Annotated in this window: 18 protein-coding genes; 11 read left to right on the top strand and 7 right to left on the bottom strand. The window is 60.7% G+C overall.

The features are described 5' to 3' along the window. Positions 1 to 94: 94 nt before the first annotated feature. The 4 genes from xylB to FHT87_RS24670 form a co-directional block, all read right to left on the bottom strand. Entirely contained in the window at positions 95 to 1,549 is a 1,455-nt protein-coding gene (gene xylB, locus FHT87_RS24655) for a xylulokinase (RefSeq protein WP_183735372.1), read from the bottom strand. 21 nt (positions 1,550 to 1,570) lie between these two features. Further along, the gene (locus FHT87_RS24660) at positions 1,571 to 2,596 is read right to left on the bottom strand and encodes a LacI family DNA-binding transcriptional regulator (protein ID WP_183735470.1); all 1,026 of its coding nucleotides are present in this window, start codon (positions 2,594 to 2,596) and stop codon (positions 1,571 to 1,573) included. Positions 2,597 to 2,755: 159 nt separating this feature from the next. Then, positions 2,756 to 4,357: a DHA2 family efflux MFS transporter permease subunit gene (locus FHT87_RS24665; protein WP_183735373.1), complete on the bottom strand. Its 1,602-nt coding sequence runs from the start codon at positions 4,355 to 4,357 to the stop codon at positions 2,756 to 2,758. A 23-nt stretch (positions 4,358 to 4,380) separates the two neighbouring features. Then, positions 4,381 to 5,589 carry an HlyD family secretion protein gene (locus FHT87_RS24670; protein WP_183735374.1) on the bottom strand — a complete coding sequence of 403 codons (1,209 nt, stop codon included), beginning with the start codon at positions 5,587 to 5,589 and terminating at the stop codon, positions 4,381 to 4,383. Positions 5,590 to 5,740: 151 nt separating this feature from the next. Between FHT87_RS24670 and FHT87_RS24675 the strand changes: the two genes are divergently transcribed. The 5 genes from FHT87_RS24675 (at position 5,741) to lysS (ending at position 11,555) form a co-directional block, all read left to right on the top strand. Beyond that, positions 5,741 to 6,421: a TetR/AcrR family transcriptional regulator gene (locus tag FHT87_RS24675; protein ID WP_183735375.1), complete on the top strand. Its 681-nt coding sequence runs from the start codon at positions 5,741 to 5,743 to the stop codon at positions 6,419 to 6,421. 105 nt (positions 6,422 to 6,526) lie between these two features. After that, positions 6,527 to 7,366 carry an AraC family transcriptional regulator gene (locus FHT87_RS24680; protein ID WP_183735376.1) on the top strand — a complete coding sequence of 280 codons (840 nt, stop codon included), beginning with the start codon at positions 6,527 to 6,529 and terminating at the stop codon, positions 7,364 to 7,366. Between the two features lie 101 nt (positions 7,367 to 7,467). After that, complete coding sequence (locus tag FHT87_RS24685) at positions 7,468 to 8,217, top strand: TerC family protein (RefSeq protein ID WP_183805329.1); 750 nt, start codon at positions 7,468 to 7,470, stop codon at positions 8,215 to 8,217. 364 nt (positions 8,218 to 8,581) lie between these two features. Next, on the top strand, positions 8,582 to 10,036 hold the full coding sequence (gene gltX, locus FHT87_RS24690) for a glutamate--tRNA ligase (protein ID WP_183805331.1): 1,455 nt from the start codon (positions 8,582 to 8,584) through the stop codon (positions 10,034 to 10,036). Positions 10,037 to 10,058: 22 nt separating this feature from the next. Beyond that, complete coding sequence (gene lysS, locus FHT87_RS24695; protein WP_183735379.1) at positions 10,059 to 11,555, top strand: lysine--tRNA ligase; 1,497 nt, start codon at positions 10,059 to 10,061, stop codon at positions 11,553 to 11,555. A 58-nt stretch (positions 11,556 to 11,613) separates the two neighbouring features. Here the strand turns inward: lysS and FHT87_RS24700 are convergent, their stop codons facing one another. Together FHT87_RS24700 and FHT87_RS24705 are read right to left on the bottom strand one after the other, a co-directional pair. Next, positions 11,614 to 11,916 carry a hypothetical protein gene (locus FHT87_RS24700; RefSeq protein WP_183735380.1) on the bottom strand — a complete coding sequence of 101 codons (303 nt, stop codon included), beginning with the start codon at positions 11,914 to 11,916 and terminating at the stop codon, positions 11,614 to 11,616. A gap of 13 nt (positions 11,917 to 11,929) precedes the next feature. Then, on the bottom strand, positions 11,930 to 12,682 hold the full coding sequence (locus tag FHT87_RS24705; RefSeq protein WP_183735381.1) for an SDR family oxidoreductase: 753 nt from the start codon (positions 12,680 to 12,682) through the stop codon (positions 11,930 to 11,932). Between the two features lie 132 nt (positions 12,683 to 12,814). Between FHT87_RS24705 and FHT87_RS24710 the strand changes: the two genes are divergently transcribed. Then, positions 12,815 to 13,705, top strand: coding sequence for an AraC family transcriptional regulator (locus FHT87_RS24710; RefSeq protein WP_183805333.1), 891 nt, complete (start codon positions 12,815 to 12,817; stop codon positions 13,703 to 13,705). Positions 13,706 to 13,717: 12 nt separating this feature from the next. On the opposite strand, the gene FHT87_RS24715 is transcribed toward FHT87_RS24710, so the two are convergent. Then, positions 13,718 to 14,440, bottom strand: coding sequence for a hypothetical protein (locus FHT87_RS24715; protein WP_183805335.1), 723 nt, complete (start codon positions 14,438 to 14,440; stop codon positions 13,718 to 13,720). Positions 14,441 to 14,620: 180 nt separating this feature from the next. On the opposite strand from FHT87_RS24715, the gene FHT87_RS24720 reads away from it, so the two are divergent. From FHT87_RS24720 to FHT87_RS24740, 5 genes are all read left to right on the top strand, one after another. After that, positions 14,621 to 15,529, top strand: coding sequence for a LysR family transcriptional regulator (locus FHT87_RS24720; protein ID WP_183735384.1), 909 nt, complete (start codon positions 14,621 to 14,623; stop codon positions 15,527 to 15,529). Positions 15,530 to 15,649: 120 nt separating this feature from the next. Continuing rightward, positions 15,650 to 16,810, top strand: a complete 1,161-nt coding sequence (locus tag FHT87_RS24725) for an ABC transporter substrate-binding protein (RefSeq protein WP_183805337.1) — start codon at positions 15,650 to 15,652, stop codon at positions 16,808 to 16,810. Between the two features lie 201 nt (positions 16,811 to 17,011). Further along, positions 17,012 to 17,998 (top strand): ABC transporter ATP-binding protein, encoded by a 987-nt coding sequence (locus FHT87_RS24730; protein WP_183805339.1) that lies wholly within the window; start codon positions 17,012 to 17,014, stop codon positions 17,996 to 17,998. After that, the gene (locus tag FHT87_RS24735) at positions 17,995 to 18,957 is read left to right on the top strand and encodes an ABC transporter permease (protein WP_183805341.1); all 963 of its coding nucleotides are present in this window, start codon (positions 17,995 to 17,997) and stop codon (positions 18,955 to 18,957) included. The genes FHT87_RS24730 and FHT87_RS24735 overlap by 4 nt, the downstream gene beginning before the upstream one ends. Further along, positions 18,947 to 19,762, top strand: a complete 816-nt coding sequence (locus FHT87_RS24740) for an ABC transporter permease (protein WP_183805343.1) — start codon at positions 18,947 to 18,949, stop codon at positions 19,760 to 19,762. The genes FHT87_RS24735 and FHT87_RS24740 overlap by 11 nt, the downstream gene beginning before the upstream one ends. Positions 19,763 to 19,803 lie beyond the last annotated feature (41 nt).

Below are 19,803 nucleotides of genomic sequence, written 5' to 3' on the forward strand. Positions count from 1 at the left end.
GAGGGGAGACGGGCATGAGGCAGCGCCGCCAGTCTCTTCTCGCCAGCGGGGAAAAGGTGCCGGCAGCCGGATGAGGGGCTGCCGGCTGCAGTTCTCAATGCACCAGCGACTTGATCGCCGGATAGGTCGCGCGATAACGCTTGTAGGCATCTTCATAGGCGCCGCTCAGTGCCGAAACCGGCTCGATCGTGCCGGCCGTCACCGGCGGTGTGCAGACAGCAACCGGATCGGCGCTCGTTGCCGCAATCAGGCCGAGACGGGCAGCACCGAAGGCGGCGCCGAAATCGCCGTCTGCCGGCAGGTCGACGGGAACGCCGAGCGCAGTCGCGATCGAGGCCAGCCAATAGCGCGAGCGCGAACCGCCGCCGATCGCCGTGACGCGGGAAATATCCGTGCCGGCCGAACGCAGGGCTTCCAGATTGTCGCGGATCGCGAAGGACACGCCCTCCAGCACGGCCTGGGTCAGCACTGCGCGGCTGCTTTCATGCTCAAGGCCGATGAAGGCGCCACGGATGACCGCATCGTTATGCGGCGTGCGCTCGCCTGAGAGGTAAGGCAGGAAGGTCACGCCGGTCGGCGCCTTCAGGCTTTCGCCGAGTTCGCCGGTGAGATCAGCAGCCGACTTGCCGGTGACCGAAGAATGCCAGTTCAGCGCATCGGTGGCCGACAGGATAACACCCATCTGGTGCCAGGTATTCGGCAGCGCGTGGCAGAAGGCATGAACGGCGCTTTCCGGCTTCGGCAGGTAGGCGGCGTTGGCGGCGAAGAGAACGCCTGACGTGCCGAGCGATACGAAAGCGGCGCCATCGCTGACCGTGCCCATGCCGCAGGCCGAAGCCGCGTTGTCGCCAGCGCCACCGGCAACCACGACATCGCCTGAAATGCCCCAGGCCGAGGCGAGCTCGGCGCGCAGCTTGCCGCCCTGCTCCGTGCCTTCGATCAGCTTCGGCATCTGCTTTTCATCGAGATTGGTCGCGGCCAGCAGTTCGGACGACCAGGCGCGCTTGCCGGTATCGAGCCAGGACGTGCCGGCCGAGTCGGACATTTCCGAGATGTGCTCGCCGGTCAACCAGAGGCGTAGATAATCCTTCGGCAGCAGAACCTTGGCGACCTTGGCGAAGATCTCTGGCTCGTTTTTGGCGACCCAGGCAAGCTTCGGTGCGGTGAAGCCCGGAAAAACGATATTGCCGGTCAGCTTGCGGAAGCGCGGATCGGCATCGAGCGCGGCCGCCTCGACATAGGAACGCGTGTCGTTCCAGAGAATGCAGGGGCGCAGCACCTTGTCGGAGGCGTCGAGCAGCGTCGCACCGTGCATCTGGCCGGAGAGGCCGATGCCCTTCACTGCGGCAAGCTCCTTCGGGTGTTTGGCCTTGAGGCCGGCGACAGCCTCTTCCGTAGCGCGTACCCAATGAGCCGGTTCCTGTTCGGACCAGCCGGAATGCGGGCGCGAGACGTCGAGCGAACCATTGGCGGAACCGATGATCTTCTGATCGCCGTCGATCAGCATCGCCTTGACGCCCGAAGTTCCGAGATCGAGACCCAGATACATGTGGTATTTCTCCCTTTGCCGTTACGGCAGATTGTCTTTCAGGAATATGTCGAGGCGGATGCGCTCCTGCGCATCGATGACCGCAAGCCCGTCTGCCTTCGCCTTGAGAACACGGATCGCGCTGCGAACCTCGTGGCCGGCATCCTGATTGAGGATTGCGTCGATAGTGCCATCGAGAAGAGCTGCGCGCGTATGCGCCGTCAATTCATGGGCAATCACCGTCAGCGACCTGTCTGCCGCCTTTTCCTTTAGTGCCCGGATAAGGCCACGATTACCGGCGCCGAGGCTGTAGATGCCGATAATGCCATCATTCTTGCCGAGCGCATCGGCAATCAACATATGGGCGACTTCAGGATCGTCCCGACCTTCGAGCACCGGCAGCAGATGCAGCGCCGGAAATTCCTGCGCCATGACAGATGCAAAGCCCTCCAGGCGTTCGCGATGGTCGCGTACCAACATGGAGCCGGCCAGAATGACGATCTCGCCCCTGGCGCCGCCGAGGAAGCGTCCAAGCAGACGCGCAGCGGTGCGCCCCGCGGCGATGTTGTCGACGCCGGCATAATGATGACGCAGCGATCCCGTCAGATCGGAAACGAGAGTGACGACCGGAATGCCGTCATGCACCAGCCGGTCCACGGCAGCACGCACATCGGGCGCATCCGTGGCGACAAGCGCGACACCTGAGGGCTTTTCGGCAGCGAGCGTTTCCAGCTCGCGCACCAGCGCCTGCGGATCGAAGGCGGGCACTTCGACGATGCGGATATCCGTACGCTCAGCGGCCGAACGCGCAATCGCCGCGCGGATTTCGGCATTCAGGCCATGCATGAAGGAGTTGTCGCTGGCGGGCAGGATGAAGGTCAGCGGATAGACGCGGCCCTTGGCAAGGTTTGCAGCCGCCACGTCGCGCACATAGCCGAGATCGCGGATGGCTGTCTCCACCTTCTCCCGCGTCACATGGCGCACGCCTGGCCGCTGGTTCAGAACCCGGTCCACGGTCGCAAGACTGACACCCGCCGCAGCGGCGATATCATGAACGGTTGGCCTCATCATTCCTCCTGACGAGACCATTAGCGCCAATTTTGATGTACGTAAATCAAAAAATACGTGAGCTGGAAAACACCCGCGCTGAAGGAGCAGAGAAACCGCTCATATTTAAAAGCAAAAAGGCCCTCCGAAGAGGGCCTTTCTCGCAATGGCGGCCGGAGGTCAGTGGCCGCCACCGCCTCCCCCGCCGCCTTGCGGCGCGGGTTTCTTGATCATGACGACACCAAGGATCATCGCCAGGAAAAGCACCGTCAGCATCAGGAAGATGTCGCTGAAGGAAAGGATCATCGCCTGTTTGGTGGCCAAGCCAACCATCTGCTTGACCGCGACATTGGCTCCATCCAGACCCCAATTGTTGAAATTGGCGGTCATGTTGTTCATCTGGTCGATCGCGGCCGTATTGCCCCAATGGACGTTTTCGCGCAGCCGCTCGTAATGCACGTCTTGGCGGGTGGTGAGCACGGTATTGATGACAGCAAGACCGACGGCGCCGCCGAGGTTACGCGTCAGGTTGAAAAGACCGGATGCGCCGCGGATACGCGCCGGCGGCAGCGTGCCGAGCGCGATGTTGTTGATCGGCACCATGCACATCATCAGGCCGAAGCCGCGCAGGATCTGTGGGATGAAGAGCTCGTAGAAGTCCCAGTCCTGCGTCAGATGCGTCATGATATAGGTACCCGCCGCAAAGCTCACGAAGCCGATCGCCATCATCAAACGCAGATCGATCTTGGTCGACAGCCGGCCGGCAATCGGCGCGGTGAAGAACATCGCAAGGCCCGACACGAACATCGTCTCGCCGATCATCTGCGAATCGTAGCCACGGATACGGCCGAGATAGACCGGATAGATATAGGTGAGCCCATAAAGGCCGATGCCCATGACGAAGGAGAACACCGAGCCGAAGGAAAAATTTCGGTTCGAGAAGGCCGTCAGGTCGACGACCGGGAATTCCACCGTGAAGGCGCGGTAGAAGAAGACGACACAAGCGACAGTCGACGCGACGGCGCCTGCAACGATGTAGCTGTCGTTGAACCAGTCGTTCGAATTGCCCTCTTCCAGCACATATTCCAGCGAGCCGAGAAAGATGCCCATGGCAAACAGCCCGTACCAGTCGAACTTCTTGAAGAGCGACAGTTCCGGCTTGTCGAAATCGATGAAGTTCCAGGTGACGATCGTGACGATGATACCGGGCACGATGTTGACCAGGAACAGCCAGTGCCAGGAGAAGGCATGGCTCAGATAACCGCCGACTGTCGGGCCGATGGTCGGCGCAAGCGTGGCGATGAGACCGATGATCGGCGAGACGATCGAACGCTTCGACGGCGGGAAGATCGTGAAGGCGGCCGCGAAGACTGAGGGGATCATGCCGCCGCCGATGAAGCCCTGAATGGCACGGTAGACGATCATCTGGTCGATGTTCGTCGCCGTTGCGGCCAGGGCGCTCGCCATGGTGAAACCGGCAGCCGAGATTGCGAAGAGGTAACGCGTCGAGATGATACGCGCCAGCGTGCCCGACAGCGGGATCATGATGACTTCGGCGATCAGATAGGCCGTTTGCACCCAGCCAATCTCGTCCGTACCGGCAGAAAGTCCTGCCTGGATCTCCGCAAGCGAGGCGGAGACAATCTGGATGTCGAGGATCGACATGAACATGCCAAGCACCATCGCGAAGAAAGCGATGAGCCTTTTAGGATCCATGCGATCGGCGGCATGCGCGGGCGCTGCCGGGATCGAACCTGCCGTTGCTGTCGCACTCCCGGCCATGGGACCACCTCTGCCCTAAGGGCTTACTTCACCGGCGCCGTGCGGGTATCGACGTCGACGACGACGCTGAGACCGGCGCGCAGGCGGCCGCTGTCAAGCGCATCCTGCGGCAGGGCGATACGAACCGGCACGCGCTGGATGATCTTGGTGAAATTACCCGTCGCGTTTTCCGGCGGCAGCATGGAGAAGACCGAACCGGAAGCCGGCGAGATCGATTCGACGGTGCCGACGACAGGGTAATCGCTGTAGGCGTCGACATGGACGTTCACCTTGGAGCCGGGAACCAGATGCTGGATCTGCGTTTCCTTAAAGTTGGCGTCGATATAGAGCTGACGGGTCGGCACGAGCGCCATCAGCCGCTGGCCGGGCGAAACGAGATCGCCCTCCTGAACCGAACGGTTGCCGACGATGCCGTCATAAGGTGCCTTCAGCACGGTGAAGGAGAGGTCGCGGGCGGCTTTGTCGCGCTGGATTTCCAACGTGCGGACAGAACCTTCGGCTTCCTTGCGCTGAGCTTCGAGGATGGCAATGTTGGCCTGTGCAGCAACGATATTGGCATCGCCGCCTGCGAGGTTAGCCTTAGCCTGATCGAGCGCCGTATTGGCGTCGTCGAGGTCTGCCGTGGTACCGACCGACTTCGCCTGCAGATCACTCTGGCGCTTCTGCTTGATTTCCGCACCGCGCACCGTGGCTTCGAGGGCGGTCTTCTGAGCCTGCGCCTGCACGAGACTGGCCTTCGCGCCTTCGATCTGTGCATCGATGCGGCTCAACGAAAGCTGCTCCGTCACGATCTGGGCATTCGCCTGGTCGAGGGCGTTCTGGTAGTCGCCGTTATCAAGGGTAGCGAGAACGTCGCCTGCCTTGACTTCCTGATTGGCAACAACATTCACCTTCGCGACGTAGCCGGTAACCTTCGGCGAGATCGTCGCGATATCACCCTCGATATAGGCGTCGTCGGTCGACACGAGGAATCGGCCGTGGGTCCACCAGTCGTAGCCGTACCAGCCGGCACCGCCGAGCAGCGCCAGCACGACGACGGGCAGTACAAAGCTGCGGCGCTTCTTTGGAGCAGCCGGTGCAGGTGCGACAGCAGGCGCGGACTGCGCGGGAGCCGTCTGCGGCGCCTCGGCCTTCGGGGCTTCGGCGGGAGCTGCGATTTCCGCTTTCACCTCTTCGGCGCCGGCATTTTCGCTGACGATGCGCGCGACGTTGCTTTTCTGGTTGGTCGACATTAACGGCTACCGATCTGGAGTAAAATAATCGAACTGAACGGTTCGGTTCAGTTGACATAAAGGGTTTTTGACATCATATCAAGATGCATAGAACCAATCGGTTCGATTTCTCTGAAAGAAAACACGAATTCGCCAAGACGGTTAAGGAGACATGACACTGAAGCCCGAGGACACCGCCGTATTCAGCCCACCCAATCCGGGGGGCCGCTTTGCTGCGGGTGAGGATCCCGCCAAGCGCCAGCAGATCCTTGATGGTGCCCGGCGCGTGTTCATGAAGATGGGCTTCGACGCGGCCAGCATGAACGATGTGACCCGCGAGGCCGGCGTTTCCAAGGGAACGCTCTATGTCTACTTCGCCAATAAGGAAGAACTCTTCCACGCCATGGTCGAAACCGAGCGCGCCGCCTTCGTCGCGGCCGTTCGCACGGTCCTCGCGGAACACGACGATGTCGAGGCCGGCCTGTACGAATTCGGGATGACCTTCGTCACCCACATGACCGGAGACAAGGTCATCGATGCGATGCGTACCGTACTCGGCGTACGCGAGCGCATGCCCCTTCTCTGTCAGCGCTTCTTCAAGGGGCCGCAGAACCTGCGCACCATCATGCACGACTTCCTGGAGAAGCATGTTCGGGCAGGCACCCTGAAGATCGACGATATCGATCTCGCCGCCGGGCAGTTTCTCGACCTTGCAAGCGGTAGCTTCTTCAAGCTGCGCCTCTTCGGCAATATGGAAGGACCGCCGCCGCGCAACGAGATCGAACGCGTCATCCGCGGCGCGATCTATGTCTTCATGGCAGCCTACGGCGTTCGCAAACACGAACCTGCCTGATCCGTTTCTCCACCTCGATTGGTTTTCCGCCGGATTTGCGCAATAGCGATCAAATCCTGCTGCCGCATTTCCACTAGGAATAAGACGGCAACCAAGGGAGAGGAAATGAGCGCCATCGGACGGGCGATATGGTTCATCGAGAGCCATTTCGAAACCGATATAAGCCTCGACGAGATCGCAGAAGCCGCCGGATTGTCGCGCTATCATCTGTCGCGCGTCTTCGGTCTGGTGACCGGCCATTCGATCAGCGGCTATATTCGCGCACGGCGTCTGAGCGGTGCCGCGCTGTCCCTTATCTCGGGCTCATCCAGCATTCTCGAGGTTGCCCTCGGCGCGGGCTATGGCTCGCACGAGGCTTTCACCCGTGCCTTCCGCGACCAGTTCGGCATGACGCCGGACGCGGTGCGGCGACAGGGGCACATTCGCAATCTTGTTTTGATGGAGCCTATCAGGATGAAAACCGCAAACCTCAACGATCTCGAACCACCCCGTTTCGAAAGCCTGCCGCCGATGCTTTTCGCCGGCCTGCAGGAAACCTATGCCTATGGCGGCAACGCTGCGATCCCGTCGCTCTGGCAGAAATTCAACCAGCATTTCGGCCATATCCCCAACCAGAAAGGCAATGTCGCCTACGGGATCTGTACCCATATCGACGGCGAGGCCGAGAAATTCCGCTATATGGCGGCGGCCGAGGTATCCGACGCCGACGAGCTGCCGGATGGCTTTGCCACACTAAAGCTGCCGGCCCAGCGCTACGCCGTCTTCTCCCACCGCGGCCATGTTTCCGGCATACCAGCCACGATGGACCTGATCTTCGGCAACTGGTGGCCGACTTCGGGCCTCGAACACGGCAGCATGCCTGACATGTTCGAACGCTACGATGACCGCTTCGATCCCTATACGGGAATGGGCGTGACGGAAATCTGGCTGCCGATCAGGGAATAAAAGCCCGATCGTTTTCGTATACCCCCTTGCGGCGCTTGCCCGGCAAGTCCGTAACGATAGATTGTCCGCGTTCTTATGTGACGCAAGGGGGAAATACGCCGATGCAGGATATCATGACGCTCATTCAGGACCCGGCTGCCTGGGTGGCGCTTGTCACGCTCGTGGTGATGGAAGTGGTTCTCGGGATAGACAACCTCATCTTCATCTCCATCCTCACCAACAAGCTGCCGCCCGAGCATCGGGAAAGAGCGCGCAGGACCGGTATCGCCCTTGCTCTCGTTATGCGTCTTGCCCTGCTCGGCACCATCGCCTGGATCGTCCAGCTCACCGAACCGCTCTTCGAGCTTTTCGGCCACGGCTTCTCCTGGAAGGATCTCATCCTGATCGCCGGCGGTCTCTTCCTCGTCTGGAAGGCCACAAAGGAAATCCACCACAATGTCGATCCGGAGGACCATCAGGAGGATTTCATTGCGAGCTCGACAGGCACGAACTTCGCGTCGGCAATAGGCCAGATCCTGCTGCTCGATCTCGTTTTCTCGGTGGACAGTATCATCACCGCCGTCGGCATGACCCCGCACCTGCCGATCATGGTGGTCGCCGTCATCGCCGCCGTCACGGTTATGCTGGTCGCAGCAACGCCGCTCGCCAATTTCATCGAGCGCAACCCGACGATCGTCATGCTGGCGCTCGCCTTCCTGCTGATGATCGGCACGACGCTGATAGCCGACGGCATGGGCTTCCACGTGCCGAAGGGCTACGTCTACGCCGCCATGGCCTTCTCGGCCCTCGTCGAGGCGCTGAACATGCTGGCGAGGAACGCGCGCCGGCGAAAGCGTGAGGGCGGCCACTAAGGCCGCCCATCCATCAGAGATCCGCTTGTTGTCTCCGCCTTACTCGATAAGGCGGAGGTTCTTCTGCGCGCATGGCGGCTTCGCTGAAAAGCACAGACATCGCCTGCTTCATGTCGTCGCCGGGCTTCACGTCGAAGAACAGATCATCCGAGTCGCCCGCCCGGAGGGGCCGGAAGAGGCCCACTGGAAGCGGTTTTTCTTGACGTGTCCTTTTGAATATGGCCTAAGCGCAACCATCAGGATAATCGGCGGATTATGCGGGCAGACGCCTCCTCCAGCCGGTTCCCGAAAGATATCTGCATCCTCCAGGCCGAACGTTGCTTTCATCGAAAAGCCGCTCGGCATTCATTGACGGGCACAAAAAATGACAGCTTCCGGCGTCCGCGTCCGCATCGCTCCCTCGCCGACTGGCGAGCCGCATGTCGGCACCGCTTACATCGCTCTTTTCAACTATCTCTTTGCCAAGAAGCACGGCGGCGAGTTCATCCTGCGCATCGAGGATACCGATGCGACGCGCTCGACCCCTGAATTCGAGACGAAGGTGCTGGATGCGCTGAAATGGTGCGGGCTGGAATGGAAGGAAGGCCCCGATATCGGCGGCCCCTACGGCCCCTATCGCCAGTCCGACCGCAAGGACATGTATCAGCCATACGCTCAGGAACTGCTGGACAAGGGCCATGCCTTTCGCTGTTTCTGCACGCCCGAGCGGCTGGAGCAGATGCGCGAGACCCAGCGCGCTGCCGGTAAGCAGCCGAAATATGACGGTCTCTGCCTGAGCCTCACAGCTGAAGAAGTCACGGCCAAGATGACATCAGGCGAAAGCTCCGTCATCCGCATGAAGATCCCGACCGAGGGCTCCTGCGATTTCACCGATGGCGTCTACGGCGACGTGTCTATCCCGTGGGATTCCGTCGATATGCAGGTGCTCATCAAGGGCGACGGCATGCCGACCTATCATATGGCCAACGTCATCGACGACCATCTGATGAAGATCACCCATGTCGCGCGCGGCGAGGAATGGCTGGCCTCCGTGCCGAAGCACATCCTGCTTTATCGCTATTTCGGCTGGGACCAGCCGGTCTTCATGCATCTCTCGCTGATGCGCAACGCCGATAAGTCCAAGCTGTCGAAGCGCAAGAACCCGACCTCGATCTCCTATTATTCCGCGCTCGGCTATATTCCCGAAGCGCTGATGAACTTCCTCGGCCTGTTCTTCATTCAGATCGCCGAAGGCGAAGAATTGCTGACGATGGAGGAACTCTCCGAAAAATTCGATCCGGACAACCTCTCCAAGGCCGGCGCGATCTTCGACATCCAGAAGCTCGACTGGCTGAACGGCCGCTGGATCCGCGAAAAGCTGTCGGAAGAAGAATTCCGCGCCCGCGTGCTGATCTGGGCGATGGAAAACGATCGCCTTATGGCAGGCCTGCGCCTGTCGCAGACGCGCATTTCCAAGCTCGGCGAACTGCCCGATCTCGCCGGCTTCCTGCTGAAGTCCGATCTCGGCCTGCAGCCGTCCGATTTCGCCAAGATCAAGTCGCCACCGGAAGAGATCCTCGAGATCCTCAACGCCGTTCAGCCGGATCTCGAAAAGATCCTGGAATGGAACGTCGAGACGATCGAGGCCGAGCTGCGCGCCGTCGCCGACCGGATGGGCAAGAAGCTGAAGGTCGTCGTCGCACCGCTCTTCGTTGCCGTTTCCGGCTCGTCGCGCTCGCTGCCACTCTTCGATTCCATGGCGATCCTCGGCCGCTCCGTCGTACGCCAGCGCCTGAAGCTCGCCTCGCAGGCAGTCGCCGCCCTTGTCGGCTCGAAGTAAGAACGGTCAGAGGATTTCGACAATGGCTGACAACAAGACCGAAAGCACCCTTTCCTCCGATGCAACGGAAGTTCGCGCCCAGAAGCTGAAGCTGCTGCGCGAGCAGATCGGCGACGTCTATCCGGCGCATTTCCACCGGACGATGACCAATGCCGAATTGGCCGCAAAATACGAGGGCCTGGAGCCCGACGTCGAGACACAGGATGTCGTGACCGTCGCCGGCCGTGTTTACTCGTCGCGCAACTCCGGCATGTTCATGGACATCCACGACGCTGGCGGCAAGATCCAGATTTTCAGCCACAAGGACACGACCCCGGAAGAAGCGCGTGCGCTTCTGCCGATGATCGATATCGGCGACATTATCGGCGTCACCGGTGTCGTGCGCCGCACCAAGCGCGGCGAGCTGACGATCAATGCCCAGAAGATCGAGATGCTGACGAAGTCACTGCTGCCGATGCCCGAGAAGTGGCACGGCCTCTCCGACATCGAGCTGCGCTACCGCAAGCGCCACCTCGACATCATGACCAACGAGGAATCGAAGCTGCGCTTCCAGCAGCGCTCGAAGATCCTCTCCGGCATCCGCCGCTTCATGGAAAATGACGGCTTCATGGAAGTCGAAACGCCGATGCTGCATTCGGTCTATGGCGGCGCCACTGCCGAGCCGTTCAAGACGCATCACAACACGCTGAAGCTCGACATGTACCTGCGCATCGCGCCGGAACTGTTCCTGAAGCGCACGCTGGTTTCGGGCCTCACAGACAAGGTCTTCGAGATCAACCGCAACTTCCGCAACGAAGGCGTCTCCACCCGGCATAATCCGGAATTCACCATGATGGAGTGCTACTGGGCCTATGCCGATTACGAGGACATCATGGACCTTGTCGAGCGGCTGTTCGAGAGCCTGGCACTCTCCATCCACGGAACGACGGAATTCCCCTTCGGCGACAAGACCATGTCCTTCAAGGGGCCGTTCAAGCGTGTTCCGATGCCTGACGCGGTCAAGGAAGTCACCGGCATCGACTTCCTGGCGATGAAGACCGACGAGGAAGCCCGCGCCGCTGCCAAGGCTGCCGGCTTCGAGGTCGAGAAGGACTGGACCTGGGGCGAATGCCTCGCTTTCATCTTCGAAGAGAAGGTCGAGCAGACGCTGATCCAGCCTTCGCACGTTACGCATTTCCCGAAGGATATCTCGCCCTTCGCCAAGGAGGTGCCGGGCGAGCCGCGCCTCGTCGAACGTTTCGAAACCTATTGCAACGCTTGGGAACTCGGCAACGCCTTCTCCGAACTCAACGATCCGGAAGAACAGCGCCGCCGCATGGTCGAGCAGCTCGAGCAGGCCCATGTCCGCGGCGAGAAGGAAAAGCAGCTTGACGAGGAGTTCCTCGATGCGATCGACCAGGGCATGCCGCCCGCCGGCGGGCTCGGCATCGGCGTCGACCGCCTGATCATGCTGCTCACCAACGCACCGTCGATCCGCGACGTCATCCTCTTCCCGGCCCGCCGCAGCAAGGCGGACTGAGACGCGAATTTCCCTGATAAGAAAAAGGGGAGCGACCGAAAGGACGCTCCCCTTTTGTTTATGGTGACTGGTGAAACACCGAGCCGATCGTCCATGAAACGGTGGTTTGATCAATCACCGCGTGCACGGGTGAATCCGCCAACTCGCGCATGAGCCGGCTAGCGGAATCCGATGCCTGCCTCGCGGTGTCCCAGATCACCATATCGGTAATGGTGCCATCCTCGTGTTCCACCATGATCCTTGAGCGGAAGCCCGGCTGCCGGCGCAGCCAGGGTTCGACATCAGCATTGGCTGCCAGAAAATCCTGAGCGACGAGCCCATCCTTCAAACGGAAAGAGGTTATTTCGATTGCATGTGCCATGTGCCGTCTCAGCTTAGATCATATATCCGCCCGCGACCTCGATCGTCTGCGCGTTGATCCACGCGCCATCGTCGGATGCAAGCATGGCGATGACGCGGCCGACATCTTCCGCCTCGCCGATACGACCAAGCGCGGTCTGCGAGGCAAGCAGTGCTGCAAATTCCGGATTCTTGTCCAGCGCCGCGTCGGCAAGATTGGTGCGGATGGGGCCAGGCGAAATGGCATTGGCTCGGATCCTGCGGCCGCCGAATTCCTTCGCCTGATAACGGGTCAGCGTCTCAAGTCCGGACTTGAGGGCCGCATAAGGCGCAACGCCGGCCGTTGCGACGCGAACGGAAGCGCTCGTCACGTTGAGGATCACGCCACCGTCCGCCATCAGCGGCAAGAGCGCCTGCGTCAGGAAGAACGGCCCCTTCAAATGAACATTCATGAGGGCGTCGAACTGCTCCTTGGTTACCGTCTCCATGAGATTGAATATGCCGAAACCAGCATTATTGACGAGGCAGTCGAAATCGCTGCGCCCCCAATAGGTGGAAAGCAGCCGTTTGACCTCTTCCACGAAGGCGGGGAAGCTGTCGGCATCGCCGACATCGAGGGCAAGAGCCACGGCCTGCCCGCCTTCGGCCTTGATCTCGGCAACGACCTCATCTGCACCCGGCTTGTAGCTGTTATAGGTGAGGACAACGCCCATGCCGCGTCTTGCGCATTCCAGCGCCGCTGACTGGCCGATGCCACGGCTTCCGCCGGTGATGATTGCAATCTTCATCTCTGTCTCCTTTGCTTCGATGGTCGGAAGCTATGGGAAGCGGCCGGCAGACACTCCGCCGGAAACTGCCTCGTTCTTGCCTATTCCTGCTTTTGTCTTGCGCGTGATCACGTGCTGGTCCAGGATTTGGGCATGGAAACAATGCTCCACGAATTGCGCCGCTTGACGGCCCATGCCGAAAATCGTCCCACGGAGACCGGCATACCCGGCATCGTGATGGTCAAGGGGGAGATTCCCGAACATAAGCTCGGCGCCGTCTATGAACCGATGGTCAATATGATCCTCGATGGCAGCAAGACCCTGACGATCGCTGGCCGCGATTATTATTATGATCCCGCCAGCTATTTCGTGATCTCGGTCGATATACCGGCGACCGGCATGGTGCGGCAGACCGGCCCCGACCGGCCCTATATCGGCGTCAGCCTTTCGCTCGATCCGGCGCGTGTCGCGGCCCTTCTGCTGGATATTCCACTGCAATCCTATGTGGCGGGGCAGAGCGGTGGCTATTCCGTTTGCCGCATGACTCCGGAACTTTTGAATGCATGGCTGCGAATGCTGCAACTGATGGAGCGCCCGCAGGATATTCCTGCCCTCGCCCCGGCCTACGAGCGCGAGATCCTCTATCGCGTGCTACAGGGACCGCAGGGCTGGATGCTGCGCGATATTGCGGCACCGGATAGCGCCCTGTCGCAAGTAAGGCTCGCAATCCGCTGGGTTCGTGAACACTACACCGAAGCGATCGAGGTCGAAAAACTCGCCATCCTCGCCTCCATGAGCGTCTCGGCCTTTCACCGCCATTTCAAGGCTGTGACGGCGATGAGCCCCATCCAGTACCAGAAGCGTATCCGCCTGCTGCAGGCCCGCCAGTTGCTGATTGCCCAATCAGGAAACGCATCCTCGGTCGCCTATGCCGTAGGTTATGAGAGCGCTTCGCAATTCACTCGGGAATATGCGCGCCTCTTCGGCCAGCCGCCGACGCGCGACGTATCTTCGATAAGGGAAAATATCAGGCCGGGGGCCTGATCGTTGTCGGACCTAGTGGCCGCTCTTGGCAGGCACCTCCTCTGCGGGAGCAGCTTCCGCTGGAGTGGCTGCATCCTTGGCCGCTTGCTCTTCAGCGGACGGCTCCTCAGGTTCTTTGGCTGGCACGGCGCCTGCTGCCTTGCTCCCTCCCTTGGTGGAGGCAACGGCAACCGGGTCGATGCAATCGGCCGGATCCTTGAGGCTGGCGTTCAGCGCTGCGATCTGATCGTCCGGCAGGTCGATGCGTTCGCCATAGAAGAGGCCCTGCTCGCTCGCCTTGCCGTCGTAGTAGCGGGCCGTATAGGGCTTATCATCCAGCCCTTCGACCATCTTGTCGGGATGCGCGATATAGACCACGTCGGCGCCGATCGCCCGGCCACGAATATCCGAACGGAGCGTCGGACCGTTTTCATCGAGTACGACAACCTGCACGAGGTCGGGTTTCTGCGTTGCATAGACGGCCTGGGCGACACGCAGCGCCGTCTTGATGCGCGTCATGCCGTCGACAGGCTCGGTCTTGATATATTTGCGGACCCAGACGTGGTCCTGTTTCTTGATCGTCACGAGATTGACGTCGGTACAGGCCACGCCATCGACGGATTCCTCGTCGCCCAGCAGCCTGTCCTTGCCGACATAAACTGCAGCGCCGCCGGAAACGCCCGCCAGCAGAGCGCTACCACCGATGATCAAAGCCAATTTCCGGGAAGGCCGGAATATGCGCAGTAAGGCCTTCACGCCAACTGCTCCGCCATCTGAAAACTCCAACGCAATACAAGTGACTGTGAAGCTAAGGGAAATGACGTTTCCGAATCTTTAAATGGGCCGCCCGACTTTGTCTCGAATTGGCAAAATACCAAAAAAGGTCCAGCCGCCGATGCGCTTGCCAGACCGCTGAAGTACATGTTCTAAAATGCCATGGCCTTCACGCTTCGCCAGATCCAGTATTTTGTCGCCGTTGCCGAACAGGGCTCTGTCACGCGCGCGGCGCAGAACCTGTCGATCTCCCAATCCTCGATCACCGAAGCGCTGAAAGAACTGGAAAACGACCTCGGCGTCGTGCTGTTCGAGCGCCACCCACGGGGACTCTCGATCACCCATAATGGCCACCAGTTCCTGCGGCATGCCACGAAAATCCTGGCATCGGTCTCGGATGCCCGCACCAGCTTTTCCGGCCAGCAGAGCATACCCTCCGGCACGCTCAACATCGGCGTCACCTCGCTCGTCGCAGGTTATGTGCTGTCCGATCTGCTGGCCCGCTATCGCCGCGCCTGCCCCGGCGTCGAGGTCAGCGCCATCGAGGATAATGGCAGTTATCTGGAACATCTGCTCGTCGGCGGCGAGCTGGATGTTGCAGTTATGGTGATTTCAAATCTGCGTGATCGCATGGCCCTGCAGGCCGAAATCCTGGAAACCTCGCCCTATCGCCTGTGGTTGCCGATGGGCCACCCGCTGGTTTCGGCCGATATCATCTCCATCGCCGATATCGCTCGCGAGCCATTGATCATGCTGACGGTTGACGAGATCGAGGAGAATACCGGCAAGCTGTTGACCGCACTTGGCGCCCGTCCGCACGTCGCCTTCCGCACCCGCTCGGTGGAAGCCGTGCGCAGCCTGGTTGCGACGGGCGCGGGCGTGGCGCTGCTGCCCGATCTTGTCTACCGCCCCTGGTCGCTGGAAGGCGACCGTATCGAAAGCCGCGACGTTTCCGGCTCCTTGCCCGTCGTACAGGTCGGCATGGTCTGGCGAAAGGGCTCCAGCCTGCCGCAGGCGGCACGCGATTTCGTCGCCATCGCCGAGAACATGCGGTCGGGCCGATCCCGCTAGATATCGGAATTTCCGATATCGGCTTTCTGATAAATGAATTTGCGAAACCGGGCTTTCCGCGTCACCTTTTCTTCCGGGAACAAAACGCCGCAAAAGCGGCACCGAACCGGGAGACAGACGATGAAGCATCTTCTGAAATCGTGCACTGCTGCGCTCGCGAGCCTGAGCTTTGCGACACAGGTTGTCGCTGCCGAACCGCTGAAGGAATTGGGCAAGGGTGAAGGCGCCGTCAGCATCGTTGCCTGGGCCGGCTATATCGAGCGCGGTGAGACCGATAAGAATTACGACTGGGTCACCGACTTCGAAAAGGAAACCGGCTGCAAGGTTTCAGTCAAGACCGCCGCCACCTCCGATGAAATGGTGGCGCTGATGAACGAAGGCGGCTTCGACCTCGTCACTGCCTCAGGCGACGCGTCGCTTCGCCTCGTCGCGGGAAAACGCGTCCAGCCCATCAACACCGATCTCATCCCGAGCTTCAAGACCGTCGACAAGCGCCTGCAGAATGCGCCCTGGAATACGGTGAACGGCGTCCACTACGGGGTGCCCTACCTCTGGGGGCCGAACGTGCTGATGTACAATACAGACACTTTCAAGGATAAGGCGCCGACGAGCTGGAATATCGTCTTCGACGAGCAGAACCTGCCTGATGGTAAGTCCAACAAGGGCCGCGTTCAGGCCTATGACGGCCCGATCTACATCGCCGATGCCGCTCTGTATCTGATGGCGCACAAGCCCGATCTCGGCATCAAGGACCCCTATGAACTTAACGAGGAGCAGTACAAGGCTGCCCTCGATCTGCTGCGCGGCCAGCGCAAGATCGTCTCGCGCTACTGGCATGATGCGATGATCCAGGTCGACGACTTCAAGAATGAAGGCGTCGTCGCCTCCGGCTCCTGGCCCTTCCAGGTCAACCTGCTGCAGGCCGACAAGCAGAAAATTGCCTCCACCTTCCCCGAGGAGGGCGTGACGGGCTGGGCCGACACGACCATGCTGCACGCCGACAGCGAACATCCGAACTGCGCCTATATGTGGATGGAACATTCCCTGAAGGCGAAAGTACAGGGTGATGCCGCCGCCTGGTTCGGCGCCGTACCCTCGGTTCCGGCCGCCTGCAAGGGCAACGAACTCCTGACCGATGCCGGCTGCAACACCAATGGCTATGATCACTTCGACAAGATCAAGTTCTGGAAGACGCCGGTCGCCAAATGCGCAAGCGAGAGCGAATGCGTACCCTATCATCGCTGGGTATCCGACTATATCGGCGTGATCGGCGGGCGGTGACGCCAAGCCCGATCCATGTAAATCCCCCCAGCCCCTCCCGACAGGGGAAGGGGCTGGAGTGGCACCCCGAATTCCTGTTGTAACGCCGAAGGGTTTGAGCGTGGGCGCGGCAGGGTAAGCCCCTCCCCCTAGGGGGAGGGGTTTGGGGGGCGGTTTTCAACCCGAAGCCCCTCTCGATAACATTGCAATACCGGAGCCCCCATGACGTCAGCCGTCCGTTTCCAGAAGGTGTCTCGCCATTTCGGCGCGGTGCGCGCCGTCGATGGCGTCGATCTCGAGATCGCGCCCGGTGAATTCTTCGCCATGCTCGGCCCGTCCGGCTCCGGCAAGACCACCTGCCTGCGGCTGATTGCGGGCTTCGAACAGCCGACATCGGGACATATCGAGATCTTCGGTGAAACCGCCGAGGGCATTCCGCCCTATCGCCGCAACGTCAATACCGTTTTCCAGGATTACGCGCTCTTCCCGCATCTCGATATTCTCGACAACGTCGCCTACGGGCTGATGGTCAAGGGCGTCGGCAAGGCGGAGCGGATCAGGGAGGCCGAGAAGGCACTGGAACTGGTGAAGCTGCCGGGCTATGGCAGCCGCCGCCCCGGCCAGCTCTCCGGCGGCCAGCGGCAGCGCGTGGCGCTGGCCCGCGCGCTCGTCAACAAGCCACGGGTGCTTCTGCTGGACGAACCGCTCGGAGCTCTGGACCTGAAGCTGCGCGAGCAGATGCAGGAAGAACTGAAGAGCCTGCAGCGCGCGCTCGGCATCACCTTCATCTTCGTCACCCACGACCAGGGCGAAGCACTTTCCATGGCCGACCGTGTTGCGGTCTTCAACGATGGCGGCATCGTCCAGCACGGCACTCCGCAGGATATCTACCGTCGCCCGAAGACACGCTTCGTCGCCGATTTCGTCGGCTCGTCGAATGTCATTTCTCCCGATGTGATGACGGTTCTCGGCGGCGAGAAACGCTGGGCGAGTTTGCGGCCGGAAGCAATCCGCCTCGCGGCTGACGGTATCGAAGCCAGGGTCGAGAATGCCAGCTTCCTGGGTGCCTCAACCCGCCTTACTGTCGATATCAAAGGGTCGCACCTGCATGTCATGCTGCCGGCCGGCAGTGATATCCCTGATGTCGGCACCGCCATCCGTCTCGCCTGGCAGCAGGGCGACGTGCACTATATGGATGACGCGGCATGACGGCGCTGGCAATCACCAAGCCGCAAACCTCGATCCTGCCGCGGCGCGGCGGTTTCTTCAGCCGCCTGTCGGACAATTTCTGGCGCCACCCGAAACTGCTCCTGTTGCTGATGCTGACACCGCCGCTACTTTGGCTCGGCATCATCTATGTCGGCTCGCTGATCGCGCTCCTGCTGCAGAGCTTCTTCTCGATCGACGATTTCTCGGGAATGGTGAATTACGAGTTCACTCTCGATACCTATGCGCAGCTTTTGAACCCCGGCAATTTCGACATCATCGTCAGAACCGTCCTGATGGCGGCACTGGTAACGATCGCCTCGGCCATCGTCGCCTTCCCGATCGCCTATTACGCCGCGCGTTATGCGCAGGGAAAATGGAAGGCTCTCTTCTATCTCGGCGTCATGCTGCCGCTCTGGTCGAGCTATCTCGTCAAGATCTACGCCTGGAAGCTGATCCTTGCCAAGGAAGGCATCCTCACCTGGCTCTTCGACAAGCTCTATCTTTCCTGGCTGCTCGATAGTGTCCTCGCCTTGCCGGTCGTCGGCGGCAATTCGCTTTCCGTCAGCTATCTCGGCACCTTCATCGTCTTCGTCTATATCTGGCTGCCCTACATGATCCTGCCGACGCAGGCAGCACTCGAGCGCGTGCCCGGCAACCTGATCGAGGCATCAGCCGATCTCGGTGCCACCCCGCACCAGACCTTCCGAACCGTGCTTTTCCCGCTGGCGCTGCCCGGCATCGTCGCCGGTTCTATCTTCACTTTCTCGCTGACCTTGGGCGACTACATCATTCCGCAGATCATCGGCTCGTCGCGCCTCTTCATCGGCCAGGCGGTCTATACGCAGCAGGGAACCGCCGGCAACGTACCGCTCGCGGCGGCCTTCTCCGTCGTGCCGATCGTCATCATGGCGGTCTATCTGTGGCTTGCCAAACGCATGGGGGCTTTCGATGCGCTCTGATCGCGTACAACGTTCCCCAGCGCTTTTGAAGATCGCCGCTGCCGGCGGTCTGCTCTTCCTGCATCTGCCGATCCTGTTGATCTTCGTCTACGCCTTCACGACGGAAGAGAAGAGCTATCAATGGCCGCCGCCGGGCCTGACGCTGCAATGGTTCGGCATCGCCTGGAATCGCCCGGACGTCTGGTCGGCACTTGGTCTCTCTCTACAGGTTGCCTGCATCGCGACGGCGATCGCGCTCATCCTCGGCACGCTCTGCGCAGCCGCCGTCAGCCAGACGAAATTCTTCGGCCGTGAGGCGATCTCGCTGCTCGTCATCCTGCCGATCGCGCTTCCCGGCATCATCACCGGCATCGCGCTGCGCTCCGCCTTCAGCCTGTTCGACATCCCCTTCTCGGTCTGGACGATCGTGCTCGGCCACGCAACCTTCTGTGTCGTTGTCGTCTATAACAATGCCGTCGCCCGTTTCCGCCGCACGTCGAGCTCGCTGATCGAAGCCTCGATGGATCTTGGCGCCGACGGCTTCCAGACCTTTCGCCATATCATCCTGCCGAATATCGGCACGGCGCTTCTGGCTGGCGGCATGCTCGCCTTCGCTCTGTCCTTCGATGAGGTGATCGTCACCACCTTCACCGGCGGCCAGCAATCCACCCTTCCGATCTGGATGCTCGAAGAACTGATCCGCCCACGCCAACGCCCAGTCACCAACGTGGTCGCCATGGTCGTCGTGCTCGTCACCTTCCTGCCGATCCTGGCGGCCTATTACCTCACGCGCGATGGCGATCAGATCGCCGGCGCCGGCAAATAACCCGGAGTGGGATCGGAAAGTGTCAAACGCTTTCCTGCCCC

Source organism: Rhizobium sp. BK316 (genome assembly GCF_014193695.1).
Taxonomy (GTDB): Bacteria; Pseudomonadota; Alphaproteobacteria; order Rhizobiales; family Rhizobiaceae; genus Rhizobium.

Coding starts and splice junctions, on each gene's coding strand:
- xylB (WP_183735372.1), bottom strand. CDS start 1,549: ATGTATCTGGGTCTCGATCTCGGAACTTCGGGCGTCAAGGCGATGCTG.
- FHT87_RS24660 (WP_183735470.1), bottom strand. CDS start 2,596: ATGAGGCCAACCGTTCATGATATCGCCGCTGCGGCGGGTGTCAGTCTT.
- FHT87_RS24665 (WP_183735373.1), bottom strand. CDS start 4,357: ATGGCCGGGAGTGCGACAGCAACGGCAGGTTCGATCCCGGCAGCGCCC.
- FHT87_RS24670 (WP_183735374.1), bottom strand. CDS start 5,589: ATGTCGACCAACCAGAAAAGCAACGTCGCGCGCATCGTCAGCGAAAAT.
- FHT87_RS24675 (WP_183735375.1), top strand. CDS start 5,741: ATGACACTGAAGCCCGAGGACACCGCCGTATTCAGCCCACCCAATCCG.
- FHT87_RS24680 (WP_183735376.1), top strand. CDS start 6,527: ATGAGCGCCATCGGACGGGCGATATGGTTCATCGAGAGCCATTTCGAA.
- FHT87_RS24685 (WP_183805329.1), top strand. CDS start 7,468: ATGCAGGATATCATGACGCTCATTCAGGACCCGGCTGCCTGGGTGGCG.
- gltX (WP_183805331.1), top strand. CDS start 8,582: ATGACAGCTTCCGGCGTCCGCGTCCGCATCGCTCCCTCGCCGACTGGC.
- lysS (WP_183735379.1), top strand. CDS start 10,059: ATGGCTGACAACAAGACCGAAAGCACCCTTTCCTCCGATGCAACGGAA.
- FHT87_RS24700 (WP_183735380.1), bottom strand. CDS start 11,916: ATGGCACATGCAATCGAAATAACCTCTTTCCGTTTGAAGGATGGGCTC.
- FHT87_RS24705 (WP_183735381.1), bottom strand. CDS start 12,682: ATGAAGATTGCAATCATCACCGGCGGAAGCCGTGGCATCGGCCAGTCA.
- FHT87_RS24710 (WP_183805333.1), top strand. CDS start 12,815: ATGGAAACAATGCTCCACGAATTGCGCCGCTTGACGGCCCATGCCGAA.
- FHT87_RS24720 (WP_183735384.1), top strand. CDS start 14,621: ATGGCCTTCACGCTTCGCCAGATCCAGTATTTTGTCGCCGTTGCCGAA.
- FHT87_RS24725 (WP_183805337.1), top strand. CDS start 15,650: ATGAAGCATCTTCTGAAATCGTGCACTGCTGCGCTCGCGAGCCTGAGC.
- FHT87_RS24730 (WP_183805339.1), top strand. CDS start 17,012: ATGACGTCAGCCGTCCGTTTCCAGAAGGTGTCTCGCCATTTCGGCGCG.
- FHT87_RS24735 (WP_183805341.1), top strand. CDS start 17,995: ATGACGGCGCTGGCAATCACCAAGCCGCAAACCTCGATCCTGCCGCGG.
- FHT87_RS24740 (WP_183805343.1), top strand. CDS start 18,947: ATGCGCTCTGATCGCGTACAACGTTCCCCAGCGCTTTTGAAGATCGCC.